Source organism: Paraflavitalea sp., from assembly GCF_059502485.1.
In genome coordinates, this window is sequence record NZ_JCACET010000011.1 from 611,798 (window position 1) to 630,944 (window position 19,147).

General features: G+C 49.2%; 10 protein-coding genes. 5 read left to right on the forward strand and 5 right to left on the reverse strand.

What is annotated here, in order from left to right:
* Window positions 1-16: 16 nt before the first annotated feature.
* The 4 genes from AC5JBY_RS30290 to AC5JBY_RS30305 all read right to left on the reverse strand — a co-directional run bounded on the left by AC5JBY_RS30290 (window position 17) and on the right by AC5JBY_RS30305 (window position 8,145).
* Complete coding sequence (locus tag AC5JBY_RS30290; protein WP_495908444.1) at window positions 17-1,963, reverse strand: menaquinone biosynthesis decarboxylase; 1,947 nt, start codon at window positions 1,961-1,963, stop codon at window positions 17-19.
* A gap of 34 nt (window positions 1,964-1,997) precedes the next feature.
* Entirely contained in the window at window positions 1,998-3,947 is a 1,950-nt protein-coding gene (locus AC5JBY_RS30295; RefSeq protein ID WP_495908445.1) for a choice-of-anchor J domain-containing protein, read from the reverse strand.
* A gap of 157 nt (window positions 3,948-4,104) precedes the next feature.
* The gene (locus AC5JBY_RS30300) at window positions 4,105-4,962 is read right to left on the reverse strand and encodes a DUF6089 family protein (RefSeq protein WP_495908446.1); all 858 of its coding nucleotides are present in this window, start codon (window positions 4,960-4,962) and stop codon (window positions 4,105-4,107) included.
* A 261-nt stretch (window positions 4,963-5,223) separates the two neighbouring features.
* Complete coding sequence (locus AC5JBY_RS30305; RefSeq protein WP_495908447.1) at window positions 5,224-8,145, reverse strand: triple tyrosine motif-containing protein; 2,922 nt, start codon at window positions 8,143-8,145, stop codon at window positions 5,224-5,226.
* Between the two features lie 372 nt (window positions 8,146-8,517).
* Between AC5JBY_RS30305 and AC5JBY_RS30310 the strand changes: the two genes are divergently transcribed.
* From AC5JBY_RS30310 to dusB, 5 genes are all read left to right on the forward strand, one after another.
* Window positions 8,518-11,616, forward strand: coding sequence for a SusC/RagA family TonB-linked outer membrane protein (locus AC5JBY_RS30310; protein WP_495908448.1), 3,099 nt, complete (start codon window positions 8,518-8,520; stop codon window positions 11,614-11,616).
* 18 nt (window positions 11,617-11,634) lie between these two features.
* Window positions 11,635-13,140: a RagB/SusD family nutrient uptake outer membrane protein gene (locus AC5JBY_RS30315; RefSeq protein ID WP_495908449.1), complete on the forward strand. Its 1,506-nt coding sequence runs from the start codon at window positions 11,635-11,637 to the stop codon at window positions 13,138-13,140.
* A 14-nt stretch (window positions 13,141-13,154) separates the two neighbouring features.
* Window positions 13,155-14,048: a PKD domain-containing protein gene (locus tag AC5JBY_RS30320; RefSeq protein WP_495908450.1), complete on the forward strand. Its 894-nt coding sequence runs from the start codon at window positions 13,155-13,157 to the stop codon at window positions 14,046-14,048.
* Window positions 14,049-14,064: 16 nt separating this feature from the next.
* Window positions 14,065-15,297 carry a family 16 glycosylhydrolase gene (locus AC5JBY_RS30325; RefSeq protein WP_495908451.1) on the forward strand — a complete coding sequence of 411 codons (1,233 nt, stop codon included), beginning with the start codon at window positions 14,065-14,067 and terminating at the stop codon, window positions 15,295-15,297.
* A 117-nt stretch (window positions 15,298-15,414) separates the two neighbouring features.
* The gene (gene dusB / locus AC5JBY_RS30330) at window positions 15,415-16,452 is read left to right on the forward strand and encodes a tRNA dihydrouridine synthase DusB (protein ID WP_495908452.1); all 1,038 of its coding nucleotides are present in this window, start codon (window positions 15,415-15,417) and stop codon (window positions 16,450-16,452) included.
* 232 nt (window positions 16,453-16,684) lie between these two features.
* On the opposite strand, the gene AC5JBY_RS30335 is transcribed toward dusB, so the two are convergent.
* Window positions 16,685-19,057 carry a beta-L-arabinofuranosidase domain-containing protein gene (locus AC5JBY_RS30335; RefSeq protein ID WP_495908453.1) on the reverse strand — a complete coding sequence of 791 codons (2,373 nt, stop codon included), beginning with the start codon at window positions 19,055-19,057 and terminating at the stop codon, window positions 16,685-16,687.
* Window positions 19,058-19,147 lie beyond the last annotated feature (90 nt).

Here is a 19,147-nt window from a genome sequence, read left to right on the forward strand (position 1 = left end):
CAGTATACATACCAAACTATTCCACTACAGCTTCCTCTCCATAGATCTGTCCCTTGAACTTCAGCGACGGAGAAGGCAGGAATTCACCCAACCCCAGCGTAGGCCATTTCTGGTCTACTGAAGTAATGGTATCGTCAGCCGCCACGATGATATTGGGCCAGTCGCGCTGGAAGTCATCAAAAGCTTTTGTTTTGATCGTGCCGTCAAAGCCCATGCAAGCCCACTTCTTACCAGATTGCTGCACAGGACGCTCGAATGGCAGACTATCGCGGCGTGGATCGAGATTATTACAGAAACGCCACAAAGCCACCGGCAGATCATTCGCATCTACCGTATGCTCTACATACAGGATCATCTTCACGACTTCAATGATAGGCAGCTGGCAAAGCTGTTGGTGCAGCTCACGTATATGCCCCTTCCGGTTCTTTTCAACAGACACGATGATACAGGGAATATCCTTCGCCAATAAACTGATGTTGATGCTACGCACTTCTGGAAATTGCTCAGCGATCAGCTTATTATCGATCGTGTAGCCTGCAATGCCGCCACCACGCGACAGGCTTTGCATTTCGTAACTATCATCAATCTCTTCCTCCTGCTTCGCCGTACCATCGATGCACATCTTACCACCAAAGCCCAGCTTGCTGCAACTATGATCCAACACATCCATCGGGCCTTGAGAAAAACTGATATCCGTCGCTGGGTTGAGGTTCTTGAATACGTATTGCGCCAGCGTCTTGTAATCAGTGATCGGCACTTTGCCATCGGCCAGCACAAGGATCTTATTAAACATCATCTGCCCCGCGCCCCACATGGCGTTCATCACCTTTTGCGCCTGACCGGGATATTCTTTATTGATCTTGGTGATCACCAGGTTGTGGAACACACCCTCTACCGGCATATCCATATCCATGATCTCAGGCACCATGGTCATCTTGATAGGCGCCAGGAAAATACGCTCCGTAGCCTTACCGAGCCAGGCATCCTCTTGTGGTGGAATACCTACAATGGTAGCAGGATACACAGGGTTCTTGCGATGCGTGATGGCAGTGATGTGAAATTTAGGATACCAGTCGGGCAGCGAGTAATAGCCCGTATGATCACCAAAAGGCCCTTCCCAGAGCAGTTCGTCGTTGGGGTCCACATAACCTTCAATCACAAAGTCTGCATCGGCAGGCACCTCGATAGAAGGCTGTGTAATACATTTTACAAGCTCCACTTTCTTCTTGCGCAGGAAACCGGCCAACATGTATTCATCCACATTCTCTGGCAATGGAGCCGTAGCAGAATAAGCATAAACGGGGTCACCGCCCAACGCTACCGCCACCGGCATTTTGATGCCCAGCTTTTTGTATTCACTGAAATGTTTGGCGCTCACTTTGTGCCGGTGCCAGTGCATGCCGGTAAGTTGTGGGCCAAACACCTGCATGCGGTACATGCCCACGTTGCGGATATTCGTATTCGGGTCTTTGGTATGAATGATAGGTAAAGTCACGAAAGGGCCGCCATCTTTGGGCCAGCAGGTGATCACCGGCAGCTTTTCGATGCTGGCAGCATCCCCTTGTAAGATTACTTCCTGGCAGGCGCCGCGTCCACTTTTTACTTTAGGCATCCAGGAAGCAAACTCGCCCAGTTTGGGCAGCAGCTTCAGTTTATCCAAAATGCTCTCCTTGGGAGATGATAATAGTTTAAAAAGCGCTTCTATATCCCGCGCCACATCGTCGAGGTGGTGCACACCCAGCGCCAGGCACATGCGGCGTTCGCTGCCGTAGGCGTTCATCAACACAGGAAAGTCGTAACCGGTATTCTCAAACAACAAAGCCTTGCCGCCACCGGGTGTTTTACTGATGCGGTCGGTGATCTCGGCTATTTCCAGTTTGGGGTCTACATACGTCTTGATCCGTACCAGTTCGCCTGCCTGCTCCAAAGTCTCGATAAAATGCTGCTGATTCCTATATGCCATGCGCTTGAATTTGCGGGGGCAAAGGTACGGAGAATTACTCCTTCAGCAGTCTCAATACCTGGTTATTACCCAACCGCAGGAAGTAAACCCCGGCCGGCAGCATAGATAGGTCGACAGAGAAAGGTAAACGGGTGAGTTTGAATGCCTTCATAGCCCTCCCTTGCGCGTCTGCAAGCCAGGCTGTGGTATTCAATAGTTGTGGGTCACTACTCTGCAACAAAGCCGTGGTTCGCACAGGGTTCGGCCACAAAACAGCCTTTGCTTCTCCGGCAATAGTCAGGCGGATAACCTTGCTATAGCTAATGGTATTTTGCTCAACGATCCTCAGCCGGTAATCGATCTTGCCGCTGAGCGTGGCAGGATCTGTAAAACGATAAGTATGTGAAAGCAGATTATTGGCAGGCACCGACCCAATGGAAGCAAAGTCGCCACCATTGATACTCCGCTCCACTACATACGAGAGAATACCTTGCTGATCGGCCACTTTCCATTGCAGCTGATTGCCCCCAGGCGTATGACGCCCGTCAAAAGATACCAGCTTTACAGGCAACACAGAAGCATTACTTACATGCAGCCGGATATAATATGGACGGGTAAAATTAGCACCGTATGCCTCCACATTTTCCCAGGGCAACGCATTAAACTGCACCCACACCTTCCCGGGTGTAAAGACCCCGCGCGTTTGAATGAGCGCCAACGTTGAATCGAATTCCACGGCAGCCACCACGTATTCACCAGGCGTGAGCGTGAGCCTTCCACCATAAATAGGTATTGTGTCGATAAAAGCATTATCATCAGCATACAACAACGTATCCGTAGAACCAATAATTGTAGCAGGCTTTCCTCCGGCCATGCTCCACACTGTCAAAGCATATTTGCGACCCGCATAACCACGATTATAAGCTACAGAAACAGAACGAAGCTGCGTGGTCGATTGAATAGAGAACGACTGCCCCAGATAACCGTTGCCCGCCCCGGTACCCAGAGCGCCCACTATGTCATTGTCATCCCTGGCGTATAAAGAATCATGAATAGTGATGGTATTGAACAAAGTATCATTGCCCGTGGAAGATTCAGCCTGGTCCATTACCGGGAAATACTTGACCCGGTATTGCCCTGTGGCAGTTGGCGTCCAACCGGGAACAGTAAAATTAGCACTGGCCCCGTAGCTCATCGAAGCCACGGGCGTACTGGTTTGCGTATACAGCAATGCTTGTGCGGCATTATATACTTCCACCCGCATACGTACATTGGTAATAGGCGATACACCATAACTACGGATAGTACCAGACAACGGAAGATTGACAGCCTGTTGTAACGGATAAGTTGCATACTCGAATGAATTGATGTGGACCATGCTGGGATCGTAGTGTGCCACCCGCTCTATTTTTACGTCATCGATAGCAAGCAGGAACTTATCAACAGCATTATTCCTGAAACCGATGTACACCATCTGCCCGGCATAAGCATGCAGACTGACAGTATGTGTTGTCCAGGTATTATTCTCTGCAGTAGTGCTGAACAACACGTTAGAGTGGGTTAATTGATTACCGATATCACCTGTACCGCCAGTAGGAGCCACTGTCATGATCCGCACTTCATAACCATCACGGTAAGCAGCATCATAAGCTTTAGCTCTCCAGCTTAGCTCACAGTTATCGAATAGCGGTCCGATCAACGGCGTCCACATGAAATCATTGGCCGTTCCTGGCGGCGAATAATACGAAGTGGAAAAAGCACAACTGTCTGCAGTATTGAAACCGAAAGCTTCACGCCTTATCCAACCATTGTTGACATAACTAACTTGTGCATCTGGCTGATTATTATCTACATTGAAAACACGCCAACCCGGCGCAAAAGCATATGTTCCGGCACCGCCAAAAGTGGAGCCATTAATACCATCAAAATCCTCGAAGAAGATTGTCTGGGCCTGAACACTGTTCATGACCGCAAACCATATTGCCAGAATAACTAACCTTTTCATAAGCAACCTGCAAATTATACAGCAACCCCACCTGTAAACGGGCAATGGTGTAAACAACAGGCTATAGCAGGTGAAATGCAGGACTTTGTATGTGGCAACAAAAAAATGCGGCGCTCACGAGAGCGCCGCACACATATTAGCAGATAGCACAAAACTATTAATATACGTTTTTAGGACAACCTGTTCCACCACGGCCACCACCAAAACCGCCGCCATTGCCGCCAATACCGATGGTAAGTGTGAGGCCCTGGAAATAATACCAGTCTTTGTATTTGGCGCCACCACGGGGGCTTCCTTCTGCAGGATAAGGAAGACCATCCTTCAGTTGATTACCACGATACGCCATTTCCACAGCCTTGGCGCCGCGCTCTTCAAACAGCCGGAACTCGTCCACATAAGTGCCACTCACATCATCGAGATGATCCGTAAACAGCTTGCGTAAGCCAATCTCATAGCCAAGTATCACATTAGGGCTAACCCTGAACTTGATACCACCACCAAAAGGAATGGCAAACTGTGTGAGTTTATATTCTTTTCTATCCGGGTAAGCAGTCAGACCCTGTCCTTCTGTACTCAAAGGTTTCAGGAACACTTTATTACCCAGCGTATCGAAAGCATAAGGATTGAAGTGATACAAAGCTATCCCGCCAAATACATACGGAGATATCTTCTTATCCTCCATGTTGAACAATGTGTATTCTAACAATAAGTTGCCTTCCAGTATCCGGCTTTCAAAACTCAGGTTACGGGCGCGCAACACAGCTTCCGTATTCTGGTTATCGTGGGCCTCTACCGTTCCATACTGGATACCAGCACGAACACCAATGTGCGGTGTCAGGTCATATTTCAAACCAGCACCAATAGCAAGATTAGATTGATTAAACGTAAAAGTGCGGCCCTGTAGATCGCCCTGGTAATTGGAGACACCTCCAAAGAGCGTAAGATGTAAACGACTTGATTCCTGGGCAAAACTAAACACGGGCACTAATAGGCATAACAGTGCGGACTTTCGCATACGTAAGTTTGATTTTTGGGTTTCAGCAGCAATTCGCCTTGGGCACGGTTCTTCAATAGAATCTGGTTCTACGGATGCGATCAACTGGAAGGGTAAAATGGAGGTATTGGATGGTTCACAGAACGCAACATTCGCGCCAATTTTTAATCCGGGATTAATCATTCACTATACCCGGAAAGATGTGGATAAATTACGCCCTGTATTCCATCATATTACAGATTACAATAGCAGATACGACCGATACAATAAGAGGGTTGGGTATCAGGCATTGGCAGATTTTATATTCAGCAGGAATTGAAAAAGATTGGTATCGGTAGACAATTGTAATTTCTTGCGCAGGCGGTAACGACTTATCTCGACACCGCGCACCGATATATTCATTAATTGCGCTATTTCTTTAGTCGACAAATTCATGCGCAGGTACGCACACAACTTGATCTCATTAGCAGTCAATTGCGGATAATGCTCTTTCAAGGCCACGAGGAAATCACTGTGCACCCGGTCGAAGTGAAAAGCAAACTGCTCCCAGCCCTGATCAATTTTATCTTCTTCATTGAGGATGCGCAACAACTTCTTCAACTCTTCCCCATCATCACCATTACCGTTGGCAGGCATTTTCTTCAACCGCTTCAATTCATCTTTGATCCTTGTTAGCAATTCCCCTTTTTGTACGAGGTGCATGGCCGAAGAAGCCAGCTCCTGGTTCTTATGATCGATCTCCGACTCCAGCTTTTCATTACGCAGTTGCATGATCTCCTTCTCCGATTTTTCCATCTCCAGTTGATGCAGGTACTGCAAACGCTTTTGCTCCTCTTCATGCCGCTGCTGCTGACGCCTGAATTTCTTTTGCTGCCGTTTGTACAACGCATAACCCAGCGCACACAAAGCCAGGAAATACACACTATAAGCCCACCAGCTTCTATACCAGGGCGCCAATACCTCGAAGGAGAAACTACTCACCGGCGATTCATTGCCCAGGTTATTACGCGCCTTCACTTCAAAAGAATAATGACCCGGCGGCAGATTGGTATAATCCTTCTCTGTTTTCTTCGACCAATCCGACCAGCCATTATCAAATCCCTTCAACTGATAGCTGTAAGTAATGTTCGATTGCTGCCCATACAACGAAGACGAATACTCAAAATGCAATGAGTTCCACTTCCACGCTATAGAAGGAATAGCATCCTGCTTCTGACCACTCATATCATCCACCTCACCGAAGTAACCACCAAAGATGAGCCGGTCGGATGGACCAGTGGAAGTGACAGCATTGATGCGCGCCTGGATCAGGTATTTATTCCTGCGGTATTGATCATAGTTGATGTGATAAAACCCATTCTCGGCGCCAATGAAAATATTACGCCCATTAGTAGTATAAATATGTTCGAAGCCACTCACCATCTTGCCATTCAGCTCAGGCAGGTATACGATCTGTGGATTGGCCGCAGAGAAATCGACCACGCCCAGCTGCTTCTCATGAATGAACCAGATATTCCCATCCGTATCCTCTTTCAGATAACGCAAGCTGGTATTGTCAAAAATGGATTGAAACCACGGCGAGCGTTCAAACTTATCAGTGCGGGCATTGTACACATAAACACCCTTTTCAGTAGCCACCACTACCTGGTTTCTCACTGTGTACACGTGGTTGTTCATGAAAGAAGGCAATCCCTCCTTATCGGTGTACAACTTAATACGCGCAGGCTGAACGCCCATCTCTATCCTGTAAACGCCACGATACGGATGCGAGGCCCACGCAACATTATTATTATCAAAAGTGATAAAACGAGCAGGCTCATCCAGTCCTTCTATTTTACGGCCAGTATGAAAAACATTATGGTCATATTCCAATATCTCCAGGCCATGATAAGTGCCAGCCAGCACCTGCGCAGAAGGCAATACTTTGTTCACCGGCAGGTAAGTCCAATAACCCCAGCCAGGCTTGGCATTTACGGGAGAAGCATTTCCGGGACCAACCTGGAACGAGCCATCATGATGCCCCAGCAGCACATGCCCGTTGATCTCCGACAGGCCCCACACCTGCCCTTTTGTATTAGGCACCTGCGCAAACTGCCCTTTTACGAAACTAAGATCGTCCGTGGCAGTGAGCGGCACGGTATACAAACCATTGGTAGTGCCGAGGTAGAGGTAATTATCGTGGATAAGAGCTGCATAGCCCGATCCCTCATTCAGGTTTTCGGGATAAATATGTTTGATGGCATTGTCGTAGGCTACAAAGTCGATCCCGTTATCCAGTCCCAGCCACAAGTTGTTGTTCCGGTCGCGAAAAATGCTGGTAATATTATTATTCTGCAACCCCTCCTTACGCGTAAAGCTTTGCACCAGCTCCCCCTTCATATTGAAAACATGACAACCGCCCAGGCTGGTAGACAGTGCAAACCAGTCGCGCCCCAGCGCAAGCCCGCCATAAATAGTTTCTTTTGATATCGCAGCCAGCCCGGCAGACCGGAAAGGCGTAAGCCGGTTGCCGGCCAGTAGAAACAGGCCATCCTTTAGCGTGGTCAGCAGGGAGCTGTCTTTACCCACCGGGATCAAGGCGCTGGTATACAAACCAGGCACCATATCCTCATGGCGCATCAGCGGCTGCCAGGTGCCCTGGGCAAAACGCAGCAGGCCGTAACTCATGTCCTGTGCCACCAGCTGGTTGCCGTGAATACCCATAAAAGCCCATTCCGATACAGCCGGATAAACGATCATGGTTTGATTGGTATACTGCAGGATCTTATGGATCGAACGGAAGAAGATGTCATTACCCCAGGGAATGATGTCCCAGATATCGGCAAAAGAGCGCTCTTTCTCAGGAATGAGGTGCTTTAGCGAAGTGAAAGCCAGCACACCGGTTGAATCGGGGGAAAAATAACCGATCTCATCCTGTCCACCGGCATAAATACGCTTGTCTTTCCCGATAGCGATGGAGCGGACGATGGTCCTGTTGGGCAAGGGATAAATGCGCCAATGCGTGCCATCGAAACTGAGCATACCCTCATTATTAGCAAAATACATAATACCATGAACATCCTGCTGAATGTCCCAATTTTGCGTCCCACCCCCATAAATATGCTTGGAATAATTGATGATCTCGGGCAAACCAATAGTGTTCTGCCCAAAGCAGGAGATCTCCACCAGGAGAAGTAGCAGTAGCAATCGTTTAGACCTCTTCATAAGCAGGTTGGATATGGTCTGCCTGCAGAAAGCCGGGTTACCCCATCTTCACAACAGGCTCTACAAAATCTCAATTCAGCCTTCCTGTTCAAGGTAGTGCATCCGGCAACACCGGAGGCCTATGTGAAAGTAACATTTTTTCAGTGATGTAGTATTGTTGTACCCCAAAAGCCTGTTTTTGTTGACTTGCAGCAGAGTGATGTAGTGGTGATGTAGTGGGAAAATATGCTCATGCAGTACCTCGGTCTAACTTTAGAACCGGCAAAAAACAGAACAGACCAGACCGGTTTCGCCCTGCTCAATGCCTTGCTTGAACCTGTCCGATCTCTACCCTCTGTACGATTGCCAATCACGAAACTAAATTGTTTGCTTATGAAAATGAAAGCTGTACTGCTAAGTATTGCAGTACTACTCCAAACACTGCTTATTAACCAGGCCTATGGACAATCCATCCCCGTTACCGGCACGGTAACCAGCAAGGCCGCCGGTACGCCGGTTCCCAACGCTACCATTGTTGTAAAAGGCACTTCTACTGCCACCACTACCAACGCCGAAGGCAAATTTTCCATCACCGTACCCCGCGCCGGTACAGTATTGGTCGTTTCCCACATCGGGACAACGACACAGGAATTCACCGTCCGCGACGCGTCCGCCATCACCATCAGCCTCGAAGAAAGATCCGGCAGCATGGATGAGGTGGTCGTAGTAGGTTATGGTACCCAGCGTAAAGGCGCCGTTACCACCGCTATTTCCAAAGTAAAAGCCAGCGATCTCGAAAACATGCCGGTACAGCGCGTTGAACAATCGCTGCAAGGGCGTGTATCCGGTCTTACCATCACCACCAACTCCGGCCAGCCCGGTGAAGGCGCTACTGTACGTATCCGCGGTACCACTACCATCGGCAACAGCGACCCATTATATATAGTAGATGGCGTACAGATCGGTGGCGGTATCGAATACCTCAACCAAAGCGACATCGAATCCATCGAAGTCCTGAAAGACGCCGCTTCTGCCGCCATTTATGGAGCCCGCGCTGCCAACGGAGTAATCATCGTTACCACCAAAAGAGGTAAGACAGGTAAAATAGCTGTCAACTACAATGGCTACCTCGGCACCCAAAAAGCCTGGCGCAAATTGAGTTTGTTGGACGCTACCCAATACGCCACTTTATTAAATGAAGCCTACGTAGCCAATGGACAGGCGCCTCGCTTCAACGATCCCGCCTCCTTCGGCAAGGGAACCGACTGGCAAAGCAAAGTTTTTGATGACGGCGCCCCCATCCAGAACCATGACCTGAGCCTCTCAGGCGGTTCAGATAAGTCTACCTATTATGCTTCATTCGGCTATTTCGACCAGAAAGGCATTGTTGCCCCGGACAATTCCAACTTCAAGAGGTTTACCGTCCGGTTCAACTCTACCCATAAGATCACTAACGCCATATCATTTGGCAGCAACGTTGGCTACACCCGCATATCTTCTGTAGGCGTAGGTACCAATGGCGAGTGGGGCACACCCCTCAACCGCGCCATCAATATGGACCCTATCACCCCTTTCATCGTTACCGATCCCGCATTGATCAACTCAAGCCCGTACAACAACCAGCCGGTAGTGCGTGACCCCAGCGGTAACCCCTACGGCATTTCCACCATCGTTAGCTCAGAGATCCTGAACCCGGTAGCAGCTTTAAAAGTAGCTCAGGGTAGCAGTTGGTCCGACAAAGTAGTTGCCAACGTATTTGGAGAAGTAGAACCCATCAAAGGATTGAAGCTACGCAGCACGATCGGTACAGACCTTGCCTTCTGGGGCAATGAAAGCTTCTCTCCCTTACACTACCTGAACACGATCAACCAGGTTACCCTCAACGGCTACACCCGCGAATCGAACCGTGGCGTGTTCTGGCTTTGGGAAAACCAGATATCTTATAACCGCACCATTGGCAGCCACAACTTTACGGTGATGGCAGGAACCACAGGCCAAAAGAACACCGGCAAATCACAGGGCGGTACCAAACGTGGCATTCCCGTAAATGATATCAAAGACGCATCACTCGCATTTCCTGTACCACAAACCAACCAGTTCTTCTGGGGCGGTGAGTACCAGGAGTCACTCTCATCCTTATACGGTCGTGTGATCTATAGCTACGACGACAAGTACCTGTTCACAGGTATCATTCGCCGTGACGGATCATCCAAGTTTGGTCCCAATAACAAATACGGTTACTTCCCCTCCGTATCAGTAGGCTGGGTAGCTTCCCGCGAAAGCTTCTTCCCCGTATCAGATGCGGTGAGCTTCCTGAAAGTACGCGCCTCTTATGGCGTTACAGGTAACGACCGTATCGGCGACTTCCGTTACCTCTCTACAGTAGGCGGCGGCAGAAATTATACCATCGGCCTCACACCGGTACTGGTAAATGGAGTTAGCCCCAACGCCATCTCCAACCCCGACCTGAAATGGGAAGAAACCTCACAGATCAACATCGGTTTAGATGCGGTACTGTTCCGCAACTTCAACCTCACATTAGATGTGTACAATAAGAAAACATCCGGCATGTTGTTGGGCATTGCGGTTCCCGGCTATGCAGGCAACGCAGGCCCCATTGGCAACATTGCCGATATGGAAAACCGTGGTATAGAAATGGAACTGGGCTACAGCAACAGGATTGGCGATGTTAACTTCAAAGTAAGCGGCAACGTCTCTTACCTGAAAAATGAAGTAACCTACCTCGGCGCCGATAAGAAATTCCTCGAAGGACAAAAATTTGGCCCACAGGGCGTGGAAATGACCCGCACGGCTGTAGGCCATGCTATCGGTTCATTCTTTGGCTTCAGGACCAATGGCCTGTTCCAAACACCGGAAGATGTACTGAACTATCGCAATAAAGACGGAGGCTTATTACAAGCCAGTGCACAACCCGGCGATATCCGCTTCGTAGATAACAACGGCGATGGCAAGATCGATAACGACGACCGCACCATCATCGGCGATCCCACACCAGATGTAAGCTTCGGCTTCACCGCACAGGCCAACTGGAAAGGATTTGATATCCTCGTATTTGGCCAGGGCGTTGCCGGCAATGATGTGTTCCAGGCGCTCCGCCGCTTCGACCTGCCCACTGCCAACTGGACTACAGAAGCACTGAGCCGCTGGACCGGTGCAGGAACCTCCAACAAGTTCCCACGCCTGGTATTCAATGACCCTAACCAAAACTTCAGCCGCAGCTCAGACTTCTACCTGCAGGACGGCGCTTACTTCCGCATCAAAGTATTACAGATCGGTTATACCATTCCTGATTACCTGACAAAGAAAGCCGGATTGACCAAAGTACGTTTATACCTGACAGGTAACAACCTGTTCACCTTTACCAAATACAATGGCTTCGATCCGGAGATCGGCGGTGGCAGCTACGGCATCGACCGTGGCATCTATCCACAACCACGCGCATTGATGGCAGGTATCAACATAGGTTTCTAATCCACAAAAATTTGAACAATGACAAGAAAAAGATTCAATATAAAATGGTGGCCCGTACTGATTGGCGGGTTCATAGCAACAGCCGCGTGCAGCAAAAGCTTCCTCGAGCTGCAGCCTAAAGGCACTGAGCTGGAAGACAACTTCTACAAAAACCAGGACCAGGCATTCCAGGGACTGGTATCCGTATACGATGTTATGCAATGGGGCACATCAGGAGGATACACGATGAAAATGCCCCTGCTGTCTGCCGCATCAGATGACGCGTATGCAGGAGGCAGTGATGCCTCCGACCAGCCAAGCTGGGTAGCCTACGACAATTTTACACTCGACGCTTTCAGGGGACCACAACTCGGACTTTGGCAAAAGAACTTCACCGGCGTATACAGAGCCAACCTGTTGCTGGAGAAAATTGAAAAAGTAGATGGCTTACCAGCCAACTTCAAATCACGCGTGATTGCGGAAGCCAAAACACTGCGCGCTTATTTCTATTTCGACCTCGTACGTTTCTTTGGCAGGGTACCCCTCTTTACAGGACCTATCCCTACCAGTGAGCTGTACAGCCAGAAACAGGCAGAGCCAGCAGCGATCTATGCACAGATTGAAAAAGACCTGAAAGAAGCACGCCCCGATCTGCCGGTTACCTTACCAGTGGCAGAATACGGACGCCTCACCCGCGGAGCCGCTACCGCGATGCTGGGCAAAGCGATCATTTACCAGAACAACAACGCCCGCATGGCAGAAGCAGCAGGCCTGCTGAATGAAGTAAACACTTCTCCAGCCTATCGCCTGCTGCCCAACTTTGGCGACATCTTCCGTGCAGATAACAAATTCAACGCAGAGTCGATCCTCGAGATCCCCCACTCCAACCTCGCTGCCTGGGGCGACTGGGGCTGGATCAACGGAGGCGAAGGCAACGTAGCTGTTCAGTACGTAGGTGCGGCAGATTACAATGGTCCGCTCTATTCCGGCGGCTGGGGTTTCTGTCCTATCACTGAAGACCTGGTAGCAGTAATGAAAACCGATCCCCGTTTTGCTCATACGATCATCGATGGCGCTGCGATGAAAGCACAAGGCGCTAAATACACACCACGCTACCAGAACACCGATTACTTTGTCCGGAAATATGCACCGGTAACAGCATTCCGCTCCAACGTAGGTACAGCAGAGATCAACTGGCCAATGAATGAAATAGAGATCAGGCTGGCCGACACTTACCTGCTGGAAGCAGAAGCACTGGTACGTGGCGGTGGCAACGCTGCAAGAGCACAATACCTGATGGACACAGTACGTCACCGCGTAGGCCTGGCTGCCATATCTGCTACGCTGGACAACATTTATAAAGAGCGTAGGCTCGAGCTGGCCACAGAAGGCCACCGCTTCTTCGACCTCGTACGTTCCGGCAAAGCAGTTGAAGTATTAGGCGCCCGTGGTTTCAAAGCCAACAAGAACGAAGTGTTGCCCATACCGCAACAAGAGATCGATGTAACCAATAAAGTATTGGAGCAAAACAAAGGGTATAACTAAAAAAACTTACCATCATGTTACGTAAGAACAATTCATACATATACTACTGGTTGCTGCTATTGTTGATTCCGGCCTTCATGCCCGGTTGCAGCCCCAAGACCAGCTTCGGAGATATCGGCGCAAAACCCAAAGCCGCTTTCACAGTAACTCCCGTAGCAGGCAAAGTAAATACCTACCTGCTCACGTCTACTACCAACGAGGCCTTCTACTTTCGCTGGAACATTGGCGACGGCGGCGGTGCACGCCAGGGCAAAAAGGTCGATACAGCCTATTATCCAGATATGGGCAACTATACTATCAAACTCCTGGTAATGTCTGACGGCGGTTTAGACTCCACCACAGCACAGGTAAACGTTGCTGCAGATGATCCCAACGGATGCGCAGGCAGAAAAGCACTCCTCACAGGTTGCACTTCCAAAACATGGGTATTGGATCAACCAGCAGGTGGCGCGCTGGTAGTAGGACCATTGAGCGGCGGTCCCTGGTGGACAAGCGGCGAAGGCGATGTAGCCGGTCGTCCCTGCGCTTTCAACGACGAATACACATTCAAAAAAGATGGCACCTTCATACTCGACCTGAAAGGAGACATACGCGTAGATGACGAAGGCGGTAACCCCTGGCCTACAGATATCGGGTTCCCTGTTGGTTGCATCAACGTGAGCCAGCTCCCCAATAAGTACAAGCCCTGGGGTGGCGGCAACTTCAACTTCAAGGTGATTGCCAACAGCAAGCTGAAAGTAATAGGCAATGGCGCTTACATGGCTTTATACAAGGCTGGCGAAACAGGTACTTCCGCTAACCCGGAGCCCGAGATTACCTACGACATCATTGAAATGACAGCCACTAAAATGGTGATCAATAAAAAATACGACTGGGGTCAATGGACCTTCACATTCAAAGCGAAATAATCCGTAAATCACATCTATGATTAAAAGAGAAGGTTATATGGTTCAGCTAATTTCAGCGCTCTTCTGCTCCCTGTCGTTTACACTCACATCGGCAAGTTGCAGTAAAAGCAGCGGAGGCTCCGGGGAAGAACCACCGGTAGTACCAGCCATTTCCGTCAACGATGTTACATTCTTTGAAGGAAACGGCGGAACTACCTCATTTGAATTTGAGGTAACCCTGGACAAAAAGACGACCAAAGAAGTTACGGTGAACTATTCCGTTATTGGCACTACGGCAAAAGCCGGAGAAGATTATGTGGCAGCCACCAACCAAACCATCTCCTTCCCGGCAGGCACAACCCAAAAGAAGATCATCGTATCAGTAGTAGCCGACGATATCAAAGAAGGAGATGATGCATTTACGGTACAGTTACAAAGTCCTGTCAATGGCAGTTTATCGAAACAGTCAGGCATAGGCACCATCCGCAATGACGACACTAAAGTAGCGTATACCAATACGGGATACGATGCCCCTAACTCCTATCCGGGCCTCACCCTGTCATGGAGTGATGAATTCAGTGGCCCCACACTCAACACTACCATCTGGAGCCACCAGAATGGCGATGGCTGTCCGAATGTATGCGGATGGGGTAATAACGAATTGGAGTATTACACAGACAGAGCCGATAACCTTTTCTTCCAGGATGGTAAAATGATCATTGAAGCAAGACCTGAAAGCTTCCAGGGGAAAAACTATACATCCTCCAAGATCATTACACAGGGAAAGAAACCAGTTAAGTTCGGGCGTATAGATATCCGCGCTATCCTACCAAAAGGCAAAGGCATCTGGCCCGCCTTTTGGCTGATGCCGGAGAAAAGCGTGTTTGGCGGCTGGCCCAAAAGCGGAGAGATCGACCTGATGGAAGTAGTAGGCCATGAGCCCAACAAAACCCATGGTACACTCCACTTTGGACCTGGTCCCGGCAGTACGCAGATCAACCGGAACACTACCCTGCCTTCGGGCACCTTCAACGATCAGTTTCATGTATTCTCCCTTGAATGGAAGCAGGACCAGATCAAATGGCTGGTGGATGGTAATGTGTTCTCTACCGTCAACAAAGCCGACCTCGGCTCCAACAACTATCCATTCAATGAAGAGTTTTTCGTGATCATCAACCTTGCAGTAGGCGGCAACTGGCCCGGCAACCCCGACGCCACCACCACCTTCCCGCAATGGCTGATCGTGGATTACATCAGGATTTATCAGTAGGTCACAGTTCGCATAAAAACAGTAAGTGGCTGTCAGGCAACGGGCAACGAGCAGTTCCCGGAGCCCGCCAGCCACTTGCTTTTTTCTTTGTACTTTTGCACCCATTTACACCGTACTGTGGTTAAGATCGACAACATAGAACTCCCTGATTTTCCGCTTCTCCTCGCCCCTATGGAAGACGTGAGCGATCCTCCCTTCCGCGTGGTATGCAAGGACAATGGCGCCGACCTGCTATATACCGAATTCATTTCCTGCGAATCATTGATCAAAGATGCCATCAAGGCCCGCCGCAAGCTCAACATATTAGACGAAGAAAGGCCGGTAGGCATACAGATATTTGGTGGCGACGAAGACCGCATGGCCCTCGCTGCCCAGATTGTTGATGCCACCAATCCTGACCTGCTCGACATCAACTTCGGATGTCCCATCAAAGGCATTGTAAACAGAGGCGCTGGTGCCGGTGTACTCAAAGACATCGACCTGATGGTAAGACTTACCACGGCCTGCGTAAAGAGCACAAAGCTGCCGGTAACCGTAAAAACACGACTGGGCTGGGATGACAACAGCAAGAATATCGAAGAAGTAGCAGAACGCTTACAGGACACAGGCATCAAAGCACTGGCCATTCACGGACGCACCCGTTGTCAGCTGTACAAAGGCGAGGCAGACTGGAGCCTCATTGCCAAAGTAAAGAACAATCCACGCATACACATCCCAATCTTTGGCAACGGCGATATCGACTCACCGCAAAAAGCAGTGGAATACAAGAACCGTTATGGCGTAGACGGCATCATGGTGGGCCGTGCAGCCATCGGATACCCCTGGATATTCCGCGAGATCAAACATTATATAAAAACGGGTGAACTGATGCACGCACCCACCCTCGCAGAACGGGTGGCAGTAAGCCGTAAACAACTCCGCAAATCAGTAGACTGGAAAGGACCGGTAGCCGGCATCTACTCCATGCGCCGCCACTATCTCTACTACCTTAAAATGCTACCCGGCTTTGCAGAACTCCGCCAACACCTGATGGCAGCATCCACTATAGAAGAAGCCGAAGCTGTACTGGATGATGTTTTAGTAAGATATGAAGGTTTTGAAATGGAACAGGAGCCCATCGTGCTCAAGAACTACCACGAGAACTGCGCTTTGTAAATTTCGAATATTTTAATTAACTTACTTTCAACGTTACACATTGGGAAACTGAAATTTACAGTCCCTCCTCCACTCACCTCATTTCCCAAAATTCTCAAAAAGTTATAGAGGACTTATAGAGCTCTTATAGAGGAGTTATAGAGACCTTATAGAGGGTTTAATCCATAGATACTTTATAGATACCCCCATGCCAGTGTATAGACAGTATATAGATGCCCCGTGTCAAATCAGGTTACTTCAGCAACCGTACCTCAAAAACATTAGCAGTAGCAACACCCTCTTTCGCCACAAACTTTACCGTAACAGAAGAAGGAGTACTATTAAGCAAGCCATCAGGCAAAGAATAATCTGCATCTATAAACTTATCCTCACCAGCACCATCCATCTTTACCGTAGTGAGCAACACATCATTTACATATATATCAAACTGCCTGTTCCGGTCACGGGCATAGTAAGTAACACGCAGTCTCTTTGCTTTCCCGCCAGTATTGCGCAGATCATAAGAGAACCAGCCCCTGGCATTGCGGAAGTTGCGTTCCCTGAAAAGTCCCGCCTCTGCCCTGTCCGCCTTAAAGTTATGGTCCGACTCAGGCTGCTGCTCGCCACCATAAACCACATCAGCAGTGATACCATCCAGTGCCAGCCTCGCCTGCTCCTTTTCCTTCATCCCCTTTGTCACCTGTTCCAGCTTATCCGGACTGGCATAAGGGAAATAAATAACATACCGTTTATTATGAATAGTATAAAAAGGCCGCAGATATAGATGCTTGTACTTCGGCTGATAAAAGAGACCAGAAGCAGGAAATACCATATCCCGCTTATTCGACAGCTGGTATTGCACCTTGCTGGCTAACTTATCTTCCTTTCCTACCACCAGCGGCGCATCATCCTGCGACACGAGCCTTCCTGCAGCAACATGCCCCATACGGCTGCCATCGGCAAACAGCCCATCAAGACCGGAAGTATCCATAGCTGCAGCCAATACAATAGGTCCATGAACAAAAGAGACCCACGCTGAACTGTCGGGCAATCTTTCTACTTCTGTATGCATAGATGGATAAACAGTGATCACATCTCCTGATTTCCATTGCCGGTTGATAGCAAAATAAGAGCTGCCATCATGTTTCACCTCGATTGGCGTGTCATTAATTTTCACACTCATATGGCCTGGTGTCACCCAGGAAGGATACCGCACATAAATAGTAAACTGCGCAGGCTTTGCCAGCGACAACTTAAGGCTTGAGATGGAGACGGAAGGAAACCTGGTATCCTGCGTCAGCTTCAATCCCTTCTCCTTCCATTCCAGCGTAGAATGAATAAATAAGTTTACATACAGATCATTGTTATTGTGCGCATAGATCAGCTCACCATATTTGCCGTGATTCTCCATACCGGAACCTACACAGCACCAAAAACCTTCCTGCGGTTGAGAATACACCCGGTAATGATTGGGGCGCATGGGTGTAAAATATACAAAACCACCAGTAGGACTTTGCGAAGACAGGATATGGTTGAACAACGTTCGTTCATAGTAATCCATGTAAGTATTGGAAGGTTTGCTTAGGAACAGGTGTTTGGTGAGCTTGAGCATATTATACGAGTTGCAGGTCTCCGGCCCTTCGCGCGACTCCACCATAGAACTGAAATCATTGGCAGGATGAAAATGCTCCCGCACACTGTTGCCGCCGATAGACACTGTCCTGTGCTTTACGACCGTAGTCCAAAAGAAATCAGCCGCATTGGCCCACGCTGTATCATGCGTCACTTCGGCAATACGCTTATACCCGATCACCTTGGGGATTTGCGTATTCGCATGCATACCGGTAAGCGCATCTTTCTGCTGTAACAAAGGATCAAGTATGCGGCGGTCGGAGAAGCGGCGCGCAAGCGCTAAATAACGTTCATCGCCGGTAGCGGCTGCCACATCGGCAAACACTTCATTCATGCCTCCATGCTCGCTGCGCAGCATTTGCTGCACTTGCTCATCAGACAGATTCGATACAAGCTTCACACACCAGTCACACAACTTCACCAATAAGGTCTTTGCCTTTTGACTACCACCAATAGTCCAGGCATCATATAAACCAGCATACAGTTTATGAATATTGTACAAGGGCACCCATTTGCCATTGAGTGAAAAACCACCGGCATCTATTTTACCGGCAGCAATGGTTGCCCACATGGCCTTTCCACCGGGAATGCCACCGATATATCCTTCTCCATTGGCCTGTTGGCATTGCTCCAGTTGACCGATCATATAATCCAGCCTTTGCCTCACCCGCTCCTCCCCCGTAGACGCATACATCAGCGATAAAGCCGTGAGGTAATGACCACCGATATGACCATCCAGACCGGTATTCTCCCAGTTGCCATAAGACTCGGCCTTCACAGGCAACCCCGCTTCACGCAGAAAGGGCGCCAGCAAACGGTCAGGATTCAATTCCATAATATAACGCAGATCTGTCTGCTGCGCATCTTTAAACGGCCCATCGAGCAATCGCACACTGGACAACGGAAAAGTTTGAAGACTGGATGTCTGTGCATGAACCGTGCATGCACCGGCAAAGAGATAAACTGCAATATGAACAAGCTTCTTTCTGATCATGAATAAATATTAAAGACCGCAGCGCCTCTGAAAAAGAAACGCTGCGGCTTACAAAGTAATGAAATAAGAAGTATCCTGCCAATGCACTGT